The sequence below is a fragment of the Candidatus Chloroploca asiatica genome, assembly GCF_002532075.1.
In the GTDB taxonomy this organism is placed as follows: domain Bacteria; phylum Chloroflexota; class Chloroflexia; order Chloroflexales; family Chloroflexaceae; genus Chloroploca; species Chloroploca asiatica.
Genome location: NZ_LYXE01000127.1, coordinates 145,876 through 163,374, shown reverse-complemented (window position 1 = coordinate 163,374; position 17,499 = coordinate 145,876). Strand labels below are relative to the sequence as shown.

General features: G+C 58.5%; 14 protein-coding genes and 1 tRNA gene. 8 read left to right on the top strand and 7 right to left on the bottom strand.

Annotated elements, in window-relative coordinates; all coding sequences use genetic code 11:
- Positions 1–9 precede the first annotated feature (9 nt).
- Positions 10–915, bottom strand: a complete 906-nt coding sequence (gene rocF, locus A9Q02_RS17185) for an arginase (RefSeq protein WP_097654313.1) — start codon at positions 913–915, stop codon at positions 10–12.
- Positions 905–2,104 carry an ArsA family ATPase gene (locus A9Q02_RS17180; protein ID WP_097654312.1) on the bottom strand — a complete coding sequence of 400 codons (1,200 nt, stop codon included), beginning with the start codon at positions 2,102–2,104 and terminating at the stop codon, positions 905–907. The genes rocF and A9Q02_RS17180 overlap by 11 nt, the downstream gene beginning before the upstream one ends.
- 172 nt (positions 2,105–2,276) lie before the next feature.
- Between A9Q02_RS17180 and A9Q02_RS17175 the strand changes: the two genes are divergently transcribed.
- Positions 2,277–2,792: a histidine phosphatase family protein gene (locus A9Q02_RS17175; protein WP_097654311.1), complete on the top strand. Its 516-nt coding sequence runs from the start codon at positions 2,277–2,279 to the stop codon at positions 2,790–2,792.
- The gene (locus A9Q02_RS17170) at positions 2,789–3,544 is read left to right on the top strand and encodes an SIR2 family NAD-dependent protein deacylase (protein WP_097654310.1); all 756 of its coding nucleotides are present in this window, start codon (positions 2,789–2,791) and stop codon (positions 3,542–3,544) included. Before A9Q02_RS17175 ends, A9Q02_RS17170 begins: the two co-directional genes overlap by 4 nt.
- A 104-nt stretch (positions 3,545–3,648) precedes the next feature.
- Here the strand turns inward: A9Q02_RS17170 and A9Q02_RS17165 are convergent, their stop codons facing one another.
- Entirely contained in the window at positions 3,649–4,257 is a 609-nt protein-coding gene (locus A9Q02_RS17165) for a hypothetical protein (RefSeq protein ID WP_097654309.1), read from the bottom strand.
- A gap of 270 nt (positions 4,258–4,527) precedes the next feature.
- On the opposite strand from A9Q02_RS17165, the gene A9Q02_RS17160 reads away from it, so the two are divergent.
- The 3 genes from A9Q02_RS17160 to A9Q02_RS17150 are packed head-to-tail and all read left to right on the top strand — an operon-like array spanning position 4,528 to position 7,730.
- A complete protein-coding gene (locus A9Q02_RS17160) occupies positions 4,528–5,028 on the top strand; it encodes a M48 family metallopeptidase (RefSeq protein WP_097654308.1) in 501 nt (166 codons plus the stop codon).
- Positions 5,029–5,038: 10 nt separating this feature from the next.
- Complete coding sequence (locus A9Q02_RS17155; RefSeq protein WP_097654307.1) at positions 5,039–5,821, top strand: enoyl-CoA hydratase-related protein; 783 nt, start codon at positions 5,039–5,041, stop codon at positions 5,819–5,821.
- Between the two features lie 7 nt (positions 5,822–5,828).
- Positions 5,829–7,730: a S9 family peptidase gene (locus A9Q02_RS17150; protein WP_172451083.1), complete on the top strand. Its 1,902-nt coding sequence runs from the start codon at positions 5,829–5,831 to the stop codon at positions 7,728–7,730.
- Between the two features lie 58 nt (positions 7,731–7,788).
- Here the strand turns inward: A9Q02_RS17150 and A9Q02_RS17145 are convergent, their stop codons facing one another.
- Positions 7,789–8,190 (bottom strand): PPOX class F420-dependent oxidoreductase, encoded by a 402-nt coding sequence (locus A9Q02_RS17145; protein WP_097654305.1) that lies wholly within the window; start codon positions 8,188–8,190, stop codon positions 7,789–7,791.
- A 202-nt stretch (positions 8,191–8,392) separates the two neighbouring features.
- Between A9Q02_RS17145 and pyrC the strand changes: the two genes are divergently transcribed.
- Entirely contained in the window at positions 8,393–9,388 is a 996-nt protein-coding gene (pyrC, locus tag A9Q02_RS17140) for a dihydroorotase (RefSeq protein ID WP_097654304.1), read from the top strand.
- A gap of 7 nt (positions 9,389–9,395) precedes the next feature.
- Here the strand turns inward: pyrC and A9Q02_RS17135 are convergent, their stop codons facing one another.
- The 3 genes from A9Q02_RS17135 to A9Q02_RS23850 are packed head-to-tail and all read right to left on the bottom strand — an operon-like array spanning position 9,396 to position 16,832.
- Positions 9,396–13,364: a GAF domain-containing protein gene (locus A9Q02_RS17135; RefSeq protein WP_097654303.1), complete on the bottom strand. Its 3,969-nt coding sequence runs from the start codon at positions 13,362–13,364 to the stop codon at positions 9,396–9,398.
- A gap of 21 nt (positions 13,365–13,385) precedes the next feature.
- A complete protein-coding gene (gene ygfZ / locus A9Q02_RS17130) occupies positions 13,386–14,381 on the bottom strand; it encodes a CAF17-like 4Fe-4S cluster assembly/insertion protein YgfZ (RefSeq protein WP_245860616.1) in 996 nt (331 codons plus the stop codon).
- Between the two features lie 45 nt (positions 14,382–14,426).
- Positions 14,427–16,832 (bottom strand): beta-galactosidase, encoded by a 2,406-nt coding sequence (locus A9Q02_RS23850; RefSeq protein ID WP_141508992.1) that lies wholly within the window; start codon positions 16,830–16,832, stop codon positions 14,427–14,429.
- 118 nt (positions 16,833–16,950) lie between these two features.
- Here A9Q02_RS23850 and A9Q02_RS17120 point away from each other — a divergent pair.
- Positions 16,951–17,027 (top strand) — tRNA-Glu (locus A9Q02_RS17120).
- Positions 17,028–17,035: 8 nt separating this feature from the next.
- A complete protein-coding gene (locus tag A9Q02_RS17115; protein WP_097654301.1) occupies positions 17,036–17,449 on the top strand; it encodes an EVE domain-containing protein in 414 nt (137 codons plus the stop codon).
- The last annotated feature ends 50 nt before the right edge of the window (positions 17,450–17,499 follow it).

The window sequence follows — 17,499 nt, the reverse complement described above, 5'->3', positions numbered from 1 at the left end:
GTCTTTTTGTCACAAAATACGTTTCCCCAACGCCGAGAGCGCCAGATCGACGGCGAGCGCCGCCGTCGCATTCCGTTCATCGAGAATCGGGTTGACTTCAACCAGATCGAGGCTACGCATACCACCGGCGTGGGCAATGATTTCGAGCGCGAGATGGGCCTCACGACGCGAAATACCACCCGCTACTGGCGTACCAACCCCAGGGGCTTCGCGGGGATCGATGACATCAAGATCAAAGCTGACGTGAAAGCCGCCCGTGCCTTGCTGAGCAATCGCGATGGCTGCCTCAATGACCGCAGCCATGCCCAGACGATCAATGTCGTGCATGGTGAAGACATGGATCGAGGCATGGCGCAACGCTTCGCGCTCGAGCGGATCGAGGTCGCGGACACCAACGAGGGCAACGTGTCCCGGCTGGATCGCCGGGGTTCGCCCGGCAAGCCCGGTCAACAATGGATGTCCACGACCCGTCACAACGGCCAGCGGCATCCCGTGGATGTTGCCGCTGCGAGTCGTCTCGGCGGTATTAAAATCAGCGTGCGCATCGATCCAGAGCAGACCGGGGCCACAACCACGCGCACTGCCACTGACCGAGCCAAGCGAGAGGCTATGATCCCCACCGAGGATGAGCGGTAAGAAACCATCGGCAATGCTCGCCTCAACCGTATCGGCCAGCGTAGCACACACCTCGGCAATTGGCTCGAGATACCGCAGGCACTCACCGGGGGCCGGTGGCGCACTCGTCTCGACCATCGGTGTGACCAGGTTACCCAGATCAACAATTGGATAGCCAAGATCCTCGATGCGTCGACGAAGCCCGGTGTAGCGCATCGCACTGGGCCCCATATCAACGCCACGCCGTCCGGCCCCCAGATCAAGCGGCACCCCAATAAGGGCGATTTTCTCAGGCTTCATTCGCACTGGCAGCCGGCTCAAGCGGCAGCCCCTCAGGAATCCCAAACCGTACTTCGAGCACACCATTGCGGAAGACGGCGCGGCGCGCAGGACGTTCGGCAAGGGTCATCGGCAGGATCATATCGCGCCGAAAGTTGCCAATTTCGATAAAGAGCTCATCGCCACGTTTGGTCATTGAGACTTTGCCAATTTCGACGTGCGGCAAGGGCAGACGCATCACATACTCTTCGCCCTCACGCACAATCTCCTGAGTCTTGCCCCGAAACTGCACTTTGACTGGGTCGGTCTCGCCAAAAAGGGCTCGGCCAACCATCGAAAGGTCGTCAACACCGGCAAGATCACGGGCATAGTGGGGGCCTTCCCAGATCGGCAGGGGTTGGAAAATATCGTAGGCCATCTGGCGATAGCCCTGCTGGATACGGGCCAGTTCCTGCATAAAAGCGCCCTCGGCCTGGTCAAGCGGCAAAACCCGGTTGAGCACCACCCCATCAACCGGATAGCCAAAGAGTGCGAGGTAGGTCGCCGCACGCTGGGCCTCTTTGATCACCATGCGTTCAGGATTGATGACGAGGCGATACGAACTGATTTCGGGATCAATAAGCGTTTCACGCAAGGCCTCGACCCCTTTCGAGAGACGCTCGAGGGTCGCAAACATATCGGTTGCCGGAATCAACTGCTTGACGAGGGGGCGGGCAGCCTTCAACGTTTGCGGCTCCCAGTCCATCACCCGCGAGGCATACCAGGTAAAAGTTTCGGGCATCGTCAACAGGCGCACCGTCTCGCCGGTCGGGGCGGCATCAACCACCACCACATCAAACTCGCCCGTTTTGGCCTGGCGACGAATGTGAAGCAAGCTGACAACCTCTTCCATCCCTGGAATGATGGCCAACTCTTCGGCAGCAACTTCGTCGACCCCACGCCGCCGCAGCAGGGTTGACAAATAACCACGCAACTCGCCCCAATGTTCACGCACCTCGTCAAGCACATTGATCTCTTGGCCCCACAGACGATCAGTCAAAGGGGTAGGACTCGAGCCAAGCGGTGCATCAAGGGCATCAGCAAGGCTGTGCGCAACATCAGTACTGACAACAAGGGTACGATAACCTAACTCGGCGGCCCGGACGGCCGTAGCGGCGGCTGTGGTCGTCTTGCCAACCCCGCCTTTGCCAAGATAGAGGATGAGCCGCATATGTGTTATTCTCTCTCTCCACTAAGCTACAATGTCAGTCATTGCTCTCTTTATGTGACGCTTCTTCTATTGTACGTGTTGCATAAGAGGGCGTCAAACGTCATTGACAGTGCGCGCGAGGCTATGCTACCCTGAAGATGTATCGTTCATTCAACGCGGAGAGGCGCAAGGAGTGCTGACTGATCTCTATTTGATTCGTCACGGTGAGCCCGCACGCAAAGCTGATATTCCTTATCAGACGCTGCCTGGCCCTGATCTTTCACCACGCGGGCGCGAAGAGGCGCGTCAGGCCGCGGCGTTTCTTGCCAAGGTGGGCCTGGAACATCTCTTTGTTTCGCCGTTTGCCCGCACCACCCAGACGGCCGAGGTCCTTGTCGAGCACCTCAATATCCCTGTTACCTTTACCAGTCTGGTGCAAGAGCATGGCCCCCACGAGCCCTTCGATCAGGTGCGTGAGCGCCTCCGCGAGTTACTGGCAGCCGCCAAAGACTCGCCCTACCAACGCATTGGTCTGGTGACACACGGTTCACCAATCCGGGCCCTGTTACTCGAAATGAGCTGCGAGAAAATCGATCTGAGCAAGCATGTCTATGCGGGAGGGAACCCGGCACCCACCTGTGGCATCTGGCATATTCACCGTGTTGACGAACATACGCAGCGTTTTGAACTTGTCTTTCGACCATCATGAGCAAGCAAGAGCCAGCCATCCCCAACGGGCTGCTTGAGGCCCTACGTACGGCACAGCATGTAGTTGCGCTTACCGGGGCAGGTATTTCAGCCGAGAGCGGCATTCCGACCTTCCGCGATGCGCAAACGGGCCTCTGGGCGCAGTACAGTGCCGAAGAACTCGCCACCCCCGAAGCCTTTCAACGCAATCCGCGCCTCGTCTGGGACTGGTATGGGTGGCGACGGCAGATGGTTGCGGCGGCCAAGCCAAATGCAGGCCACCTGGCCCTCGCCCGTCTCGAACATCTTGTCCCGACCTTTACCCTAATCACACAGAATGTTGATGGCTTGCACGCAGCCGCCGGAAGTCGCGAGCCAATCGAGTTGCATGGGAATATCATGCGCGTACGCTGTGCACTCGAGGCGACGCGGTATACGACCTGGAGCGAGGAGGGCGCATTACCGCCACCCTGTCCAAGCTGTGGCGCACCACTGCGCCCCGATGTGGTCTGGTTTGGCGAACAATTGCCCGTGATTGCTCTCGAGCGAGCCTGGAGCGCCGCCGCAACCTGTGATGTCATGCTCTCGATCGGCACCTCAGGGCTGGTTGAGCCAGCCGCGTCGCTGCCACGGCTCGCCTACAACCGTGGGGCAACCGTCGCGGTGCTAAACCTCGATGTCACCCCACACAACCAAGAGCGGCTCTATCTCCTCAACGGCCAGGCGGGAAACCTGCTGCCAGCGCTGGTGACCGCCCTAGAGCAACAGGGATAAAACCTGGCAGGTTTGCGGTGCACGGTTGGACGCCATCTAAGGATTTCGCATGTGGCACAAGCCCGTTAAGCGGGCTTGTGCCACATGCGAAATACAAAGATACGCTACTCCTGAAACCACCAGGCATAGCGTGCCCACGGCTGATCAGGATAGACATGTTCGGGTCGTTCGGGGTTAATGCGAACAGTCAATTCAGTACCAGCTCGCAGGTGATAGACATTGGCATCGTTGACCACCCACGCAACACGGGCTTCGTAGGGGCGACGGTTGGGCGGTCGTACCCATAAGACGAGCGTCAATTCAGCGGCGTGGAAAAGCATCTGGTGGTTGATCGTATCCTGGCGTTCGACACGCAGGATCTCGGCCGGCGCAACAATCGCATGCGAGAGGTCGGCTTGCATCGTCGTCCGCGCTTTTTCTGCCCGCTGCGCACGCCCAGCCAGGGCAAACCAAATCAGTGGGGCGACCCCAAACGATACGATTGGCACCGTGTACTGCATAACCAGACCCGTCGCCAAAGGTTCGATACGCCCATCAGTGGGCAAAATGCAACGAAAACGGAGGCTGAGAAAACCCGTCTCAGGTTCAAGCCTTCCCTGACAGAGCAATGGTTCAGCCAGACGCGCTGAAACCGGCATGACAACCAGACCAACCAGACTAACGACAAAGCCGAGCACGAGACTCACAAGTGTGCGTTTGATCAGTTGCACCATACGACTTCCCGTCTAGATGATGATAGGGAGGTTGGAATGATCACACCACAAGCACAACGACCCGATAATCGTTCCTTCAAGCGTAGAAGTCTTGCTCTTTGGTTGTATTTTGTAAACTATGTTATGAGAATTATACCAGTTCTGGTTACGTTGGGGAAGGATCATGCGGCAGAAAAACGGGTGGTCTCCTGTATAATAAGAACTATCAGGAGCGTAGCCGCCCTGAACACGAGAGCTCTACAGTGCTGCACCCCATAGATGGGGGTTGCCATGAAGATCAAAATTACGCGAAGCGAGAAGCGTTCCAAAACCGTGAGTGCCCGTCAGGACGGCGATACGATCGAAATCCTTGCTCCGGCGCATCTTTCTGATGAGGAACTCCAGCCGATTATTGCACATCTAACTGGCCGGATCGAGCGTCGTGCCCAAAAAGAGGCGCTTGATGATGCGAACCTGCACGCAATAGCCAGTGAACTCAATCACCGTTATTTTCAGAATACCCTGCACTGGGCTAGCATTACCTGGTCAATGCAACAGAACAAGCGGTTTGGCAGTTGCACCCCAATCGATCGTACGATCCGAATTTCGCATCGGCTGGCCCATATGCCCCGTTTTGTTCAGGAATATGTGGTGATGCACGAGCTCGCCCATTTGCTTGAGGCGAATCACGGCCCCCGGTTCTGGCGCATTGTTGAACAGTATCCGCTTACCGAACGAGCGCGGGGGTATCTGATGGCGGTTGGGTTGGAACAACTTGACGATGAGGCATAAGGACGTTGGTATGGGTAATGAAGCAACGGTGCTCTATTCGGTTCATGATGGTGTGGCGACGCTCACGTTGAATCGTCCAGAAGTTTATCACGCGCTCAATGCGCAGATGCACGCCGATCTCATGGCTGGCCTGGCACGGGCTGAAGATGATCCGTCAGTGCGGGCGGTGATCCTGACAGGGACTGACCAGGCCTTTTGCAGCGGGCAGGATCTCCGCGAGTTTCCAACCGAAGGCACCGTCGAGATGATTGGCGAACGCCTGCGCGACAGTTATAATCCGCTGGTGCGCAAGCTCCAGACGCTCCCCAAGCCGATCCTTGCCGCCATCAATGGGGTCGCCGCAGGGGCCGGGTTGAGCCTCGCACTGGCATGCGATCTCCGACTGGCCGGCCAGCAAGCCCGGTTGGTCGTTGCGTTTGCCCGCATTGGCCTGATTCCCGACTGCGGGATGCTCTATACCCTGCCCCACCTCATTGGGCATGCCCGTGCTTTTGAGCTTGCTGCACTCGGTGGCGAGCTTGATGCGACCACCGCCATGGCCTGGGGGATGGTCAATCGCGTTGTGCCTGATGACGAGGTACCCACCGCCGCCCAGGCACTCGCCGCCCAACTGGCGCACGGCCCGGCGACGGCGATCCGGCTGATCAAAGCTGGCCTCGCCGAGTCACGGCATGCCAGCCTTGATGCAATGCTCGACTATGAGCTCCACGCGCAGCAGATTGCCGGGGCGCACCCCGATTTCCGTGAGGGAGTCGCCGCGTTTGTGCAGAAGCGCGCCGCTCGTTTTCATTAGGAGACCTATGCAGACTCTACCCTTCGGGTTGTGGGCCAGTCCGTTGACCCCACGCCAGATGGCGGCTTCGTTGCGCCTCGATGATGTGCTCTGGGATGCCAGTGGGCGGTATATCGTCTGGCTCGAGGCCCTCGATGGGCGCGGCTCGCTCTGGTGCGTTGATACGCAGCGTAACGATGCACCCCGTGAACTGACCCCCGGCGATCTTGCGGTGCGCGGGCGGGTTGGCTATGGCGGGGGCGCGTTTACCGTTGGTCATGAGTACGTTGTCTTTGCCGAAGCCTCTTCGGGCCGCCTCTGGTGCCAACACCTCGACGGAGGTTCGCGCCGCCCAGTGACACCAGCCTTTGGATCCGCTGCCGCCCCTGCGCTTGCCCCTGATGGCAACACGGTGATCTTTGTCCATAGTTATGAAGAACAGGATTGCCTCGCCATTACGTCACTTGATGGCACTCAGTGGCCGCAACAATTGGTCAGAGGGCACGATTTTGTGATGTGGCCCTGCTGGCATCCTGCGGGTGACCGCATCGCCTATGTGGCCTGGGAGCATCCCCATATGCCCTGGGATAGCTCGACCCTCTATCTGGCCGAGCTTGGCTTCGAGGGGAAACTGCCGCAGGTGCGGACGACCCGGATCGTCGCTGGTGGTGAAGGCCAGAGCATTGTGCAGCCCTGCTTTTCACCCGATGGGCAATATCTCGCGTATGGATCTGATCACGAGGGTGCATGGCAGGTGTATCTCTACGAAGTGGCGACGGGGATCAACCGACGGCTCAGCACGGGCGAGGGTGAATATGGACAGCCAGCCTGGGCGCAGGGGTTACGCTCGTTTGCGTGGAGCCATGATAGCCAGCGGATCTATGCGCTGCGCAATGAGCGTGGCATACGAAGCATCGAGGCGCTGCCCATTGACGGTAGCCCTGCCTCGACCCTGCCCAATGCCGAGGGGTATACCTGGTTTTCACAGCTTGCCGCTTCCCCGCGCAACGACGACCTGGTGAGCCTGGCCTCGGCTTCGACCATACCGCCCCGCCTGGTCGTGCAGAACGCAACCACCACCCAAATCCTGCGCCGGAGCAGTAGCGAACTGGTGGCAAGGAATCAACTGGCCGACGTCCAGTGCGTCAGTTGGGCCGCAGGAACCGCCACAATCCACGGCATGCTCTACCTGCCACCGGGATATGCCCCCAAGCAGGAGGGGGCAAAACCACCTGCGGTGATCCGTATCCACGGCGGCCCGACTGATCAGGCAGTGGCTACCTATAGCGGTGAAGTTCAATTCTTTGCGACCCGTGGCTATGTTGTGCTCGACGTCAACTATCGCGGAAGCACCGGCTACGGGCGCGCCTACGCTCAGAGTCTGCGCTACGCATGGGGCGTCTTTGACGTGGCCGATGCGATCAGCGGAGCCCACTATCTTGCGCAAGAAAACCTCGCTGACGCTTCACGGATCATCATCATAGGAGGCAGCGCGGGTGGCTACACCGTGCTTGAGGCGCTCTGTCAGGCCCCGGAACTCTTTCGTGCAGGCATTTGCCGTTACGGCGTCAGCAATCTCTTTGCCTTGGCAACCGACACCCACAAATTCGAGGCGCACTACCTCGACAGTCTGGTCGGCCCCTTGCCAGAAACGGCCACGCGCTACCGCGAACGCTCACCTCTCTTTCACGCCGAACGGATCAACGCACCGATGGCAATCTTTCAAGGCAGTGAAGATCGGGTCGTGCCCCCCGATCAGGCCGAAACGATCGTTGCGGCTCTGCGAAGGCGTGGCATCCCACACATCTACCACCTCTTCGACGGCGAAGGCCACGGCTGGCGACGAGCCGAAACAATCGCAACCTACTACCGCGCCATTGACGCTTTTTTACGTCAATACGTCGTCTTTGCCGGGGACTCCATCGATTAGCGGCCGGGTGGCAGCGTGGGCCGGGTGCCAGCAACGCTGGCACCCGGCCCACGCACCATTACACCCCTTGCCCATAGACACGCTTGATCGCAACACGCACACTGGCGCGGGGCGCATCCGGTCGACGGGTCAACCATTCCTGAGCACGCTCAGGACCCAGGTAACGCTGCGCCAGGCGTAGACGCAGTGCAGGATCGCTCGGCTCAACAATCGCCTCGCCTTGCAACGACAGATAGCGTATGCCGTCTTCGATCGTGATGCTAATCGTCGGCGTACGGCGGAGGTTGCGGGTCTTGACACTCTGATCGCCAACACTAAAACGGATCACATTACCATCCAGGAGGTACCAGACAACCGTCTGTTGAATGCTGCCATCGGCATTGAGCGTGGCGATCACCGCATAGTGCCGTTCGTCGAGCAGCGCCCGTTGCGATGGCGTGAGGGTGACAGAGGTGTTCATTGATGCGACTTTCCCTTTCGATAGAATCTATATCGCGCATATGTTGGCACAAACGGCCAGCTTCGCTGGCCGTTTGTGCCAACATACGCACGGGTTGTTAAAACCACAGGACCCCACACAACGTTGGCAATTCGCATCTCGTATTGTATGATCATTTGGCACGCGTTGCCAGCACATGCTGGTCAGGAAGGAGAACCATCCGATGCTCACCCTCGAAGCGCCCCTCGATATGCACCTCCATCTACGTGAAGGGGCCATGCTCCAGGTGGTTGCACCGCTCAGTGCTCAGGCATTTGCCGGGGCAGTCATCATGCCGAATCTTGTTCCCCCAGTCGACAGCCTTGAACGGCTCACAACCTATCGCGAGGCGATCGAAGCAGCGGTCGTGCCACACCGCTTCCGCCCACTGATGACGCTCTTTTTTCGTGCCTACGACCGTGCAACCCTGGAGGCAGCGCGCCCAGCGATCATCGGGGTAAAACTCTATCCCGATGGGGTGACGACCAACAGCAGCGGTGGCGTCAGCGATCTGGCGAGGGTAGAAGCAACGCTGGCCTTGCTTGAAGAGCTTGGCATTCCACTGCTCGTCCACGGCGAGAGTCACGGCTTTGTGCTCGACCGCGAGACCGAGTTTCTGCCCTTCTATGCACACTGGGCGCAACGCTTCCCTCGTCTGACGATTGTAATGGAGCATATCACCACGGCGGGGGCATTGGCGCTGCTCGATGAATATCCGAATCTGGCGGCTACGGTAACGCTGCATCATCTGCTGATCACGCTTGATGATGTTGCTGGCGGCTTGCTGGCCCCCCACCTCTTTTGCAAGCCTATCGCCAAGCGCCCCGAGGATCGTGCCGCATTGCTTGCAGCAGCCTTACGTACCCATCCGCGCCTGATGTTTGGGAGCGACTCGGCCCCGCATCCAATCCACCGCAAAGAGGCAGCCGGATGTGCTGCCGGGGTCTTCACTGCACCCGTGATCCTGCCCATGCTCGCGGATCTCTTTGAGCGTCACGAAGCACTTGACCAACTCCAGGCTTTCGTTTCCGACAATGCGCGCCGCATCTATGGCCTCGAGCCACCGACGAAACAGGTGCGCCTGGCACGAGAAGCCTGGCAAGTACCCGAGCGCTACGGTGACGTTGTCCCCTTCGCAGCCGGCGAAACCCTAAACTGGCAGATCGTTGAAGTTCGTTGATCCTGCGTCAATGCACACGCACCACAAGGAGCGTCATATCATCGTGCGTCGGCATACCAGCGCTAAACAATTCAACATCATACACAATACGATCAATCAACGCCTCGGGTTCGAGATGCCCCCAGCGTGCCAGCAGCGCTTGCAGGCGCTCAAAACCAAAGAGATTGCGCTCGTGATCATGGGCCTCGACAATGCCGTCGGTATAAAAGAGCAACGTATCGCCAGGAACCAGCGCAATCTCGACCTGCGAAAATTCGGTGTCACGCGAAAAACCCATCGGCAACGACTGCGGGCTCGGCAGAAAATCGGTTGTCCCATCGCGCCGATAGCGCAACGGCGTCAACTGGCCTGCCGAGGCGAGCACCATGCGCTGCTGCTGAGGATCAACCACGGCATAGCTCACGGCCACAAAGCTAGAACGCGGCACATCATCGACCAGCCAACGGTTCGTCTCGGTCAACACAACCCAGGGCGTCTCGTGGTTGCGGGCCTCTGAGCGCACCGTCGAGCGCGCCACGGCCATCAGCATCGCGGCCGGCAACGATTTGCCGCTCACGTCACCAATAATGACCCCAAGGCGCGTACCAAGCTCAACCACATCATAGAAATCACCCCCGGTCTCGCGTGCGGGCAAACAACGCGCCGCCAGTTCGACCTGTTGCACGCGGGGCAACTCACGCGGAAAGAGGTTCAACTGGATCTTGCGCGCAATTTCAAGTTCTTGTTCAACCCGGGTGATTGACTCTTGATAGAGCCGTGCATTCTCGATCGCGAGGGCGGCATGGTTGGCGAAAGCACGTGCGACCTCAATCTCACGCCCGGTAAAGATCCGCGAAGCATGTGTCTGCGGATCGAGACTACGTGAATCGATATTGAGTACCCCAAGGACACGACCCCGCGCCACCAGCGGTACGCCAAGCCACGAGCGAATATCGTTGAGGACTTCCATTGGCAGCCACGGAGCCCCACCCTCCCCGTCAATATAGAGCAACGGTTCATTGCGCAGAACCACAGCCCCGCCCGCACTTCCTTCGAGAGGTAAGATAAACGGGAACAACTCTTGGTCTTGCTCGCGGCCTTTGAAGGCAACCATATGCAGATACGAGCCTTCGCGCAACATAATCGAAGCCGTATCAAACGCAATCAGCTTGCCAAGCTCATCAAGCACCAGACGCAACACTTCAGCAGGATCAAACGAAGAACTGAGCACCCTGGTCATCTCGCGCAGCGTATCGGCTGTCTGACGTTGCGCCTGTTCAGCTGCAAAGAGTTGCGCATTCTCGATGGCAGCAGCAATCGAAGTCGCCACCGTCATCATCAACTCTAGTTCCTCAGCGCTAAAATTGAGTGGCTTGCTAAGGCTATCGAGCGAAATCGAGCCAAAAACCCGGTCACGACTGATCAACGGGACAATCACCAGCGCCTTGATGCCAAGCGACCGCCAGAGCTCACGTGAGGCTGCGGCGAGCGGGTCGTGGTCTGGGTCATTAATGACCACTGGACGGCGGGTTGTCGCAAGTTGCTGCACAATCGGGTTGTCGCTCGCCTCAATTTGCAGGCCAACCAATTGGAGATCGGGGTATTCAGCCGCGACATACCCTGTTCCATCAGGGTGGAGAATGACCGTCCCCGTATGATCGGCCCAGAAGAGTTGCACCAATTCACGCGCCGCGAGATCAAGGATCTCCTGTTGATCAAGGCGAGCCGACAAGACCGAGGCCATCCGATGCACAAGGGCCATCCGGTCGGCCTGGCGTTCGGCCGCCTCGGCACTCTCACGGGCTTCACGGAGCAGACGTTCACGTTCTTGAAACAGGCGTGCCTTCTGGACACCAAGGCTGATATAGCTCGCGACCTGGCTCAGAAAATCGAGCGTGCCAACATCATAGCGATAGGGCTGATACGCCTGGATCGAGAGCACGCCGATCAAGTCGCCATCACGCGCAACCACGGGCACACCGGCCCAGGAACGCACCTCATTGGGTGGGCCAATGGGCTGGGGCATAATGCCACGCCGCTGCAACGCTTCGCGCTGTTCGACCAGATCCTGAAAAAGCAACGGCTCACGTTGCGTAAGAATCCACGTGCTCATTGAAGCGTCGGGCGGTGGTTGACCAACAAGATCGAGCGAAAACCACTCACCCTCTTCAACAAAGGCGGCATTGGTAATCAAACCACTCTCAGGTTCACAGACAATCAGCGCGAAGACATTGACGCCAATCAATTCGTGAAAAATGCGATAGGTCTCGGCAAGCATCTGATCGAGGTCATACGATGCGGCTACGAGTTTGCCAATCTGACCAATCGCTTCGAGTTCAACAATCTGGCGTTCACGCTGACTTTGCAGGCGCACATTTTGCAGATAGAGGGCAATCTGGGCCGCAACATTCGGTAAGAACTGCGCATCGCGTTGGGTAAAAACACCAGGGCACGCACTCCGAATGCTCATCTGACCAATGACCACCCCGTTCCGATCATAGAGGGGCACGCCAAGCCACGCTTGCACCGGCAACAACCCGGGCGGCGCAGCATGGCGAAGATTTGGGTAGGCCGCAAGTTCAACCGGCAGATCGTTGAAGCGCATCACCTGGCCGGTCGCCAGAATATGTGCCGTCAAAGAGTTCGCAGGCGGCGGCTCAAGTTCCCACAACCGGGTCGTCCGCTCCTCTTCCAGCATCAGGCTATCCGTGACCACCCCACGCTCGTGATCATAGGCAATCACCGTCAATCCATCAAGCTGGACAAAGCTCTGCAAAGCATCACGCACCGTAAAGAGCAGGTTTTCGAGCGTCGGAGCGGTCAAGGCCGCCGTGCTGATCGTACCGAGGGCACGGAGTTCTGCAATCTGGCGTTCACGCTGGTCGAGCAAGCGCGCATTTTCAATAATCGTCGCAATCTGATAGGCGATCGACATCGAAAGATTGATTTCGTATGCCTCAAACGGGCGCGGCGACAACCCGAAGAGGTTCAGGGTACCGATCACCATGCCACTTATGGTTAACGGTAAAATCAGCGAACTTTCGGCAGGCGGAAAGACCTCAAAAGGCAAACCAATGCCCTCATAGTGCGAGCGCCAGTTATCAGGAATGACAATTGGCTGCGCCGTATAGACCGCCTCGCGGATCGGGCTAATCGTCAGGCGCGAGTAGGTCGTCCGCTCAACATACGCCTCGGAAAACCCCCGCTGCGCATAGAGCACCAGGAATTCACGGTTCTCATCGATCAAACGCACATTGCCGGCATCAAGCTGAAACAGTTCGAGCACGACATCAATCGCGTGATCGAGCAGTTCCGTGAGTGGCTTGCGCGTCACTAACCCCGCCGAGACCTCACTGAGGGCACGGATCTCTTCAGTACGGGCAGCAACCTGTGCGGCTAGCGCACGCGAGAGATTCTCCTGTTGTTCGATCAGGGCAACATTTTCGAGAGCAACGGCAATCACATTCGCCATGCGCTGCAGCAGATCAAGCGTGGCCTGCGTATAGATGCCAACCTTATAGCTCTGCAGCGAAATCACGCCAATCGAGGCCGCGCCGATCAAGAGCGGCACCCCCATCCAGGCCCGCGAGCGCTTCTCGATCTGACCGAAAGGGACACGGGGCAAGGCGGGATCGCGCTCATAGAGCAGATCACGATAGAGCATCGGCTGCCCACTCCGCACAATCGCCCCGGTGAGGAACCCGTACTCAACCTGTTCGATATACGACACGTCGCCTTCATCGACCAGCAGGGCACACTTGAAGTATTCAGGGCGTTCATCGCAAAAGGCAAGGTAGGCCGCATCAAAATCAAAGACCGTCGCGAGTTCAGCCTGGATCGCCTGAAAGATGGCCTGAAAACTCGGACGCTCGCGGCACGTCAGGCTAATCTTGTAGAGCGCCTGGAGCACACGCTGATCGCGCTCCTGCTGTAAGCGGAGGTAACGTCGGCGGTATGCACGTTCAAGGTGATCGCGCCTGGCAGCAAGCCTGGGCATAGTGCTCTTGATCCTGGTTGGTTAGCAGAAGGGCAGTTCAACTACCTCCGCAGCGACACCGGCGACCTCAAGCCGGGTACCCACAGCAGCATAAGCGGTACGCACATACCCCAGAGCAATCAAGCCATAGCGTGGCGACCGCACAAGACTAGTCAAGTCACCAGCCTCTTTGTCACCAGCGGCAAGTTTTGCTAGCGGGATAGCTGGTTCAGCAGGCAAAGCGGGCAACGCCGCCAGGCGTAGGCCACGCAACTGTTTCGCCAAGCGCCCGCGGCTCTCCATGCGGGCGATAATCTCCTGTCCGACATAACACCCTTTGTTGAAACTCACCGCATCCCACAGCCCCGTCTCCAACGGAATGTACTCCTGTGACAACTCACGCGCATAGGCCGGAGAGCCGTGTTCGACCCGCAGCACATCGTAGGTCGCAGCATCAAGCAGTTGCGTACCGGCTTCACGCAACGCATCAGCCACTTGCGCCATCGTTTCAGGTGCGGCGAGCAACCAGTACCCATTGCCACCAACAGCGTGTGTCCGGGCTACATACAACAACTGATCATGCCAGGTTGTCACCGCAACCCCGTGCGCACCAAGCTCAGCCCCCGGAAGACCAAGTTGGGCAAGCAGCGCAGGTGCCTGCGGTCCATAGAGGGCACGTTGATCAAGGCTGGATCCGGCATCTTCAAGTTTCACCCGATCGTTGAAGAAGATGTTTTTGCGCAGATGGCTGCTCAGCGCCGCCCCACGACCGGGACTGCTGAGCAGCAACAGCGCATCATCAAGAGCGTACACCGTCAAAAGATCAATAATCCGCCCGATTGGCGTCGTCAGGACGGTCGTCGTCCCTTGCCCGGGTTGCAACGCTTCAATATGGTTCGTTGAAAGGCGATGGAGGAGCGCGGCACGATTACGATCACGCATCCAGACGCGACCGTGATCAGTCGCGACCAACAGGCTTGCTCCTTCGTAGGTAGCAGCATAGGCGCGAGGCATGGCCTCGGAAATATATGACATCATAGAATTGCTCATCTTATGGTACATGATACCACAGGCCGCCCGGTTTTATCTGCGATCTTGCTGAAATTCATTGCCAAGCAAACCAAGCAAGACATTGTAAGGTGGCGCATTTTCGGGATGAAGCTCGAAGCGTGCCCGTTCAAACCACTGCACCGTATACTCGCGCCCATCACTGAGCGTCTCGACCTGTGGGCCACTCAGCGGCAACCCAAAGAGCGCAAGGCTCTCGGCTTCACTCTTGCCGGGGCGCCCATCAAACTCCAGCCCATTGGCCCGCCAGAGGGCCAGGATCGCACCGCAGACATTGTGGCCCGTCTCGGCAAAGAAACGACAGCCCGGCTCTGGTGTGCTCGTTGCAAAGGCCTGCCAATCACGACCCTGTTGCACCAATCGATCAACCCCCAACCGCCCGAGCAACACATCGTACGGTGGTGTATTGCCGGGATGCAACTCAAGGCGATTGCGTTCAAACCACTGCACCTGCAGCGCCCGACCTTCGATCATCTCTTCGCGCTGTGGTCCCACCGGATACCCAAAGACGGGCAGGCCGCCATTCTGTTCCCAAAATGTACGGATACGACCCGCAATGCAAAAGCCCGTCTCGGGAAAACAGCGTTGGTCAGCCGGTTGCGGTTGCGGTTGCGGCTGCGGCTGCGGCTGCGGCTGCGGTTGCGGCTGAGCCTGGCCGGCGACGTGACGCAGGAAGACTGGCGAAGGGCCAAGGCCAAGGACAAATTGCCCATCACGCGCCGCCTCGGTACGGGTTTCACCACTGAGCGTCACCAGTGTTCCCTGGCCTGCGCCGGTGGGGATGGCAACCTGAGCAGGCTGCAAGGCCCAGAGCAGATCGATCACCTCGCCCCCGCGTTGAAAGCGTGCGCCATAGGCCGACGGGCCACTCAAGACCGTCAGATCATCAAGGTAGATCGTCCCTGATCCCGTCGCCGTATCGGGTTCATCATCAAGCACCAGAGCGATCAAACGAGCCGGCAGATCGAGGCGAAGGTTGCCACTGCCACTGACGCGATTGTAGGCCTCGACCTGACCCGAGAGCGGCACTGCGAGAAACTGCCAGCCGGGCGACCCAACAAAACCAAGCCGAAACTGCAACGTCTCGCCTTCGGCATCACGTAACCAGACCTTGAGCGCGTGACCGCTGCCATCGCCATAGACATGAACCCCGAGGTCAGTCGCACCAGCCGGGATAAGGGCCGGTGAACCCGCAGTAAAGACAACATAATCATTGCCACGCGTTCCAAAGGTATAACTGAGTTGACCCGCAAACTGACCGCGATAGACCTGCGCCGAACTCTGCGTAAACGTACCATTCGGCTGATCACCACGACGCCACGTCCCAAAGTTCTCGAAATCAACCACCACGCTACGCTGACCGAACTCAAGCATCCCAGCGGGAGTCGTCCCGACGAGTTGCTGATTGAGGGTACGGAAGGCCTGGAGGGCGGGTTTGCCCTGGCTATAATCAGTACGACCAGCCCCATAGGCGAGCAGACCAAGGCCATCACCGGGGTTGACATCTTTGAGGTTATACCAGATCACCCGTTCAACGCCAGCGGCCCGCAAAAGGGCCGCCCCGCGCACGAGATAACTCGCCTGCACCTCAGGCGCAACCCGGTGACCATCGCGGTCGCCGCTCGCCGTCGACCAGCCATACTCAGTCACCCAAATCGGCTTGGAGCCAAGACGTTCGGCGAGCGCCCGCACCGAACCAACCCCAGCCGCAGCGATCTGGCCCTCTTCAGGGCTTTTAGGATCGGTATAAGGGTGCAACGCAATCACATCAAACGCATTCCAGGCCCCGTGCGTCGCCATCGCTTGCAAAAAGCTCGTCGCAGGCTCAGGTGAGACCAGGCCAGCCGCCAACACCCGAGCATTGGGATCAGCGGCCTTGATCGCCTGGTTCGTCGCCTGCAAGAGCGCCGCATAGGCAGCAGGATTGGGTGCGGGTGCCCAGTAGCGTGCATTATCAGGCTCATTCCAGACCTGCCAGTCTTGCACCCGATCTTTATAGCGAGCGACGACCGCACCGGCAAACGCTGCAAAACGCGCCACATCAGGGGGGGCAAAGGCTTCGCCGCGTCCACGCGCAGCCCAGGCCGGGGTCGGGCCATTCAACAGACCAACGATCCTGATGCCACGCCGCGTCAGATCATCAACCACCCGGTCATGCCAGCCCCAATCAAACTCACCTGGGCGAGGCTCGATCCGCGCAAACTGGAAATCTTCGCGTGCCCACCCCATCCCCGTCTGCCCCACCAGATCCAGCGGCACCTGCAATGTCTCATAAACTGGATAGCGCGACGCCAGGTGGCTATTCACCCCAAACGCCGCGTCAGCACCGACTGATGGCTGACCTGACACCCCTGGTGATGACGAGAGCAGCAGCGCAAGACCAACGAAGATCCCAAGCAAGAGGCGAGCTGATTTGAACATACAAAGGCTCCTTACCGCGACTTGAAAGAATAACAAGACCCTGGTATAATACCGAAGGTTTGAGTACGTTGGTTACGCACCTAGACGAACCAAATTGTACAGCATGTCTTGTTTCTGCGCCCCCATAGTCTAGCGGCCTAGGACGTCACCCTTTCAAGGTGAAGATCGCGGGTTCGAATCCCGCTGGGGGTACCATTTTTTGTATGGCTTGCTGGTTACTCAAAACTGAGCCTAATGTGTATAGCTATGCTGACCTGGAACGTGACCACAAAACGATCTGGGACGGGGTAGCAAATAATGCTGCCCTCAAGCACATGCGCACGATGGCCCCAGGCGATCAAGCACTCATCTATCACACGGGCGACGAGCGCCAGGCTGTAGGCATAGCTGAAGTGATCAGCGCCCCGTATCAAGACCCCAAAACAGACGATCCCCGCCTTATTGTCGTTGATATTCGCGCCACGTGCGCCTTGCCCTCGCCCGTCAAACTGGCCGACATCAAAGCCGATCCGCTCTTTAGCGACTCAGCGCTTGTCCGCCAGGGTCGCCTCTCGGTTGTCCCTCTGACTGATGAACAGTGGCAACGTCTGCTTGTCATGGCCGAAGTTTCGGCATAATATGGTATAGTGCGCACTACACTTGGTCAATTTGTACCTCTCGTGAAACT

Coding starts and splice junctions, on each gene's coding strand:
- pyrC (WP_097654304.1), top strand. CDS start 8,393: ATGCTCACCCTCGAAGCGCCCCTCGATATGCACCTCCATCTACGTGAA.
- A9Q02_RS17115 (WP_097654301.1), top strand. CDS start 17,036: ATGGCTTGCTGGTTACTCAAAACTGAGCCTAATGTGTATAGCTATGCT.
- rocF (WP_097654313.1), bottom strand. CDS start 915: ATGAAGCCTGAGAAAATCGCCCTTATTGGGGTGCCGCTTGATCTGGGG.
- A9Q02_RS17170 (WP_097654310.1), top strand. CDS start 2,789: ATGAGCAAGCAAGAGCCAGCCATCCCCAACGGGCTGCTTGAGGCCCTA.
- A9Q02_RS17180 (WP_097654312.1), bottom strand. CDS start 2,104: ATGCGGCTCATCCTCTATCTTGGCAAAGGCGGGGTTGGCAAGACGACC.
- A9Q02_RS17135 (WP_097654303.1), bottom strand. CDS start 13,364: ATGCCCAGGCTTGCTGCCAGGCGCGATCACCTTGAACGTGCATACCGC.
- A9Q02_RS23850 (WP_141508992.1), bottom strand. CDS start 16,832: ATGTTCAAATCAGCTCGCCTCTTGCTTGGGATCTTCGTTGGTCTTGCG.
- A9Q02_RS17165 (WP_097654309.1), bottom strand. CDS start 4,257: ATGGTGCAACTGATCAAACGCACACTTGTGAGTCTCGTGCTCGGCTTT.
- A9Q02_RS17150 (WP_172451083.1), top strand. CDS start 5,829: ATGCAGACTCTACCCTTCGGGTTGTGGGCCAGTCCGTTGACCCCACGC.
- ygfZ (WP_245860616.1), bottom strand. CDS start 14,381: ATGATGTCATATATTTCCGAGGCCATGCCTCGCGCCTATGCTGCTACC.
- A9Q02_RS17155 (WP_097654307.1), top strand. CDS start 5,039: ATGGGTAATGAAGCAACGGTGCTCTATTCGGTTCATGATGGTGTGGCG.
- A9Q02_RS17160 (WP_097654308.1), top strand. CDS start 4,528: ATGAAGATCAAAATTACGCGAAGCGAGAAGCGTTCCAAAACCGTGAGT.
- A9Q02_RS17145 (WP_097654305.1), bottom strand. CDS start 8,190: ATGAACACCTCTGTCACCCTCACGCCATCGCAACGGGCGCTGCTCGAC.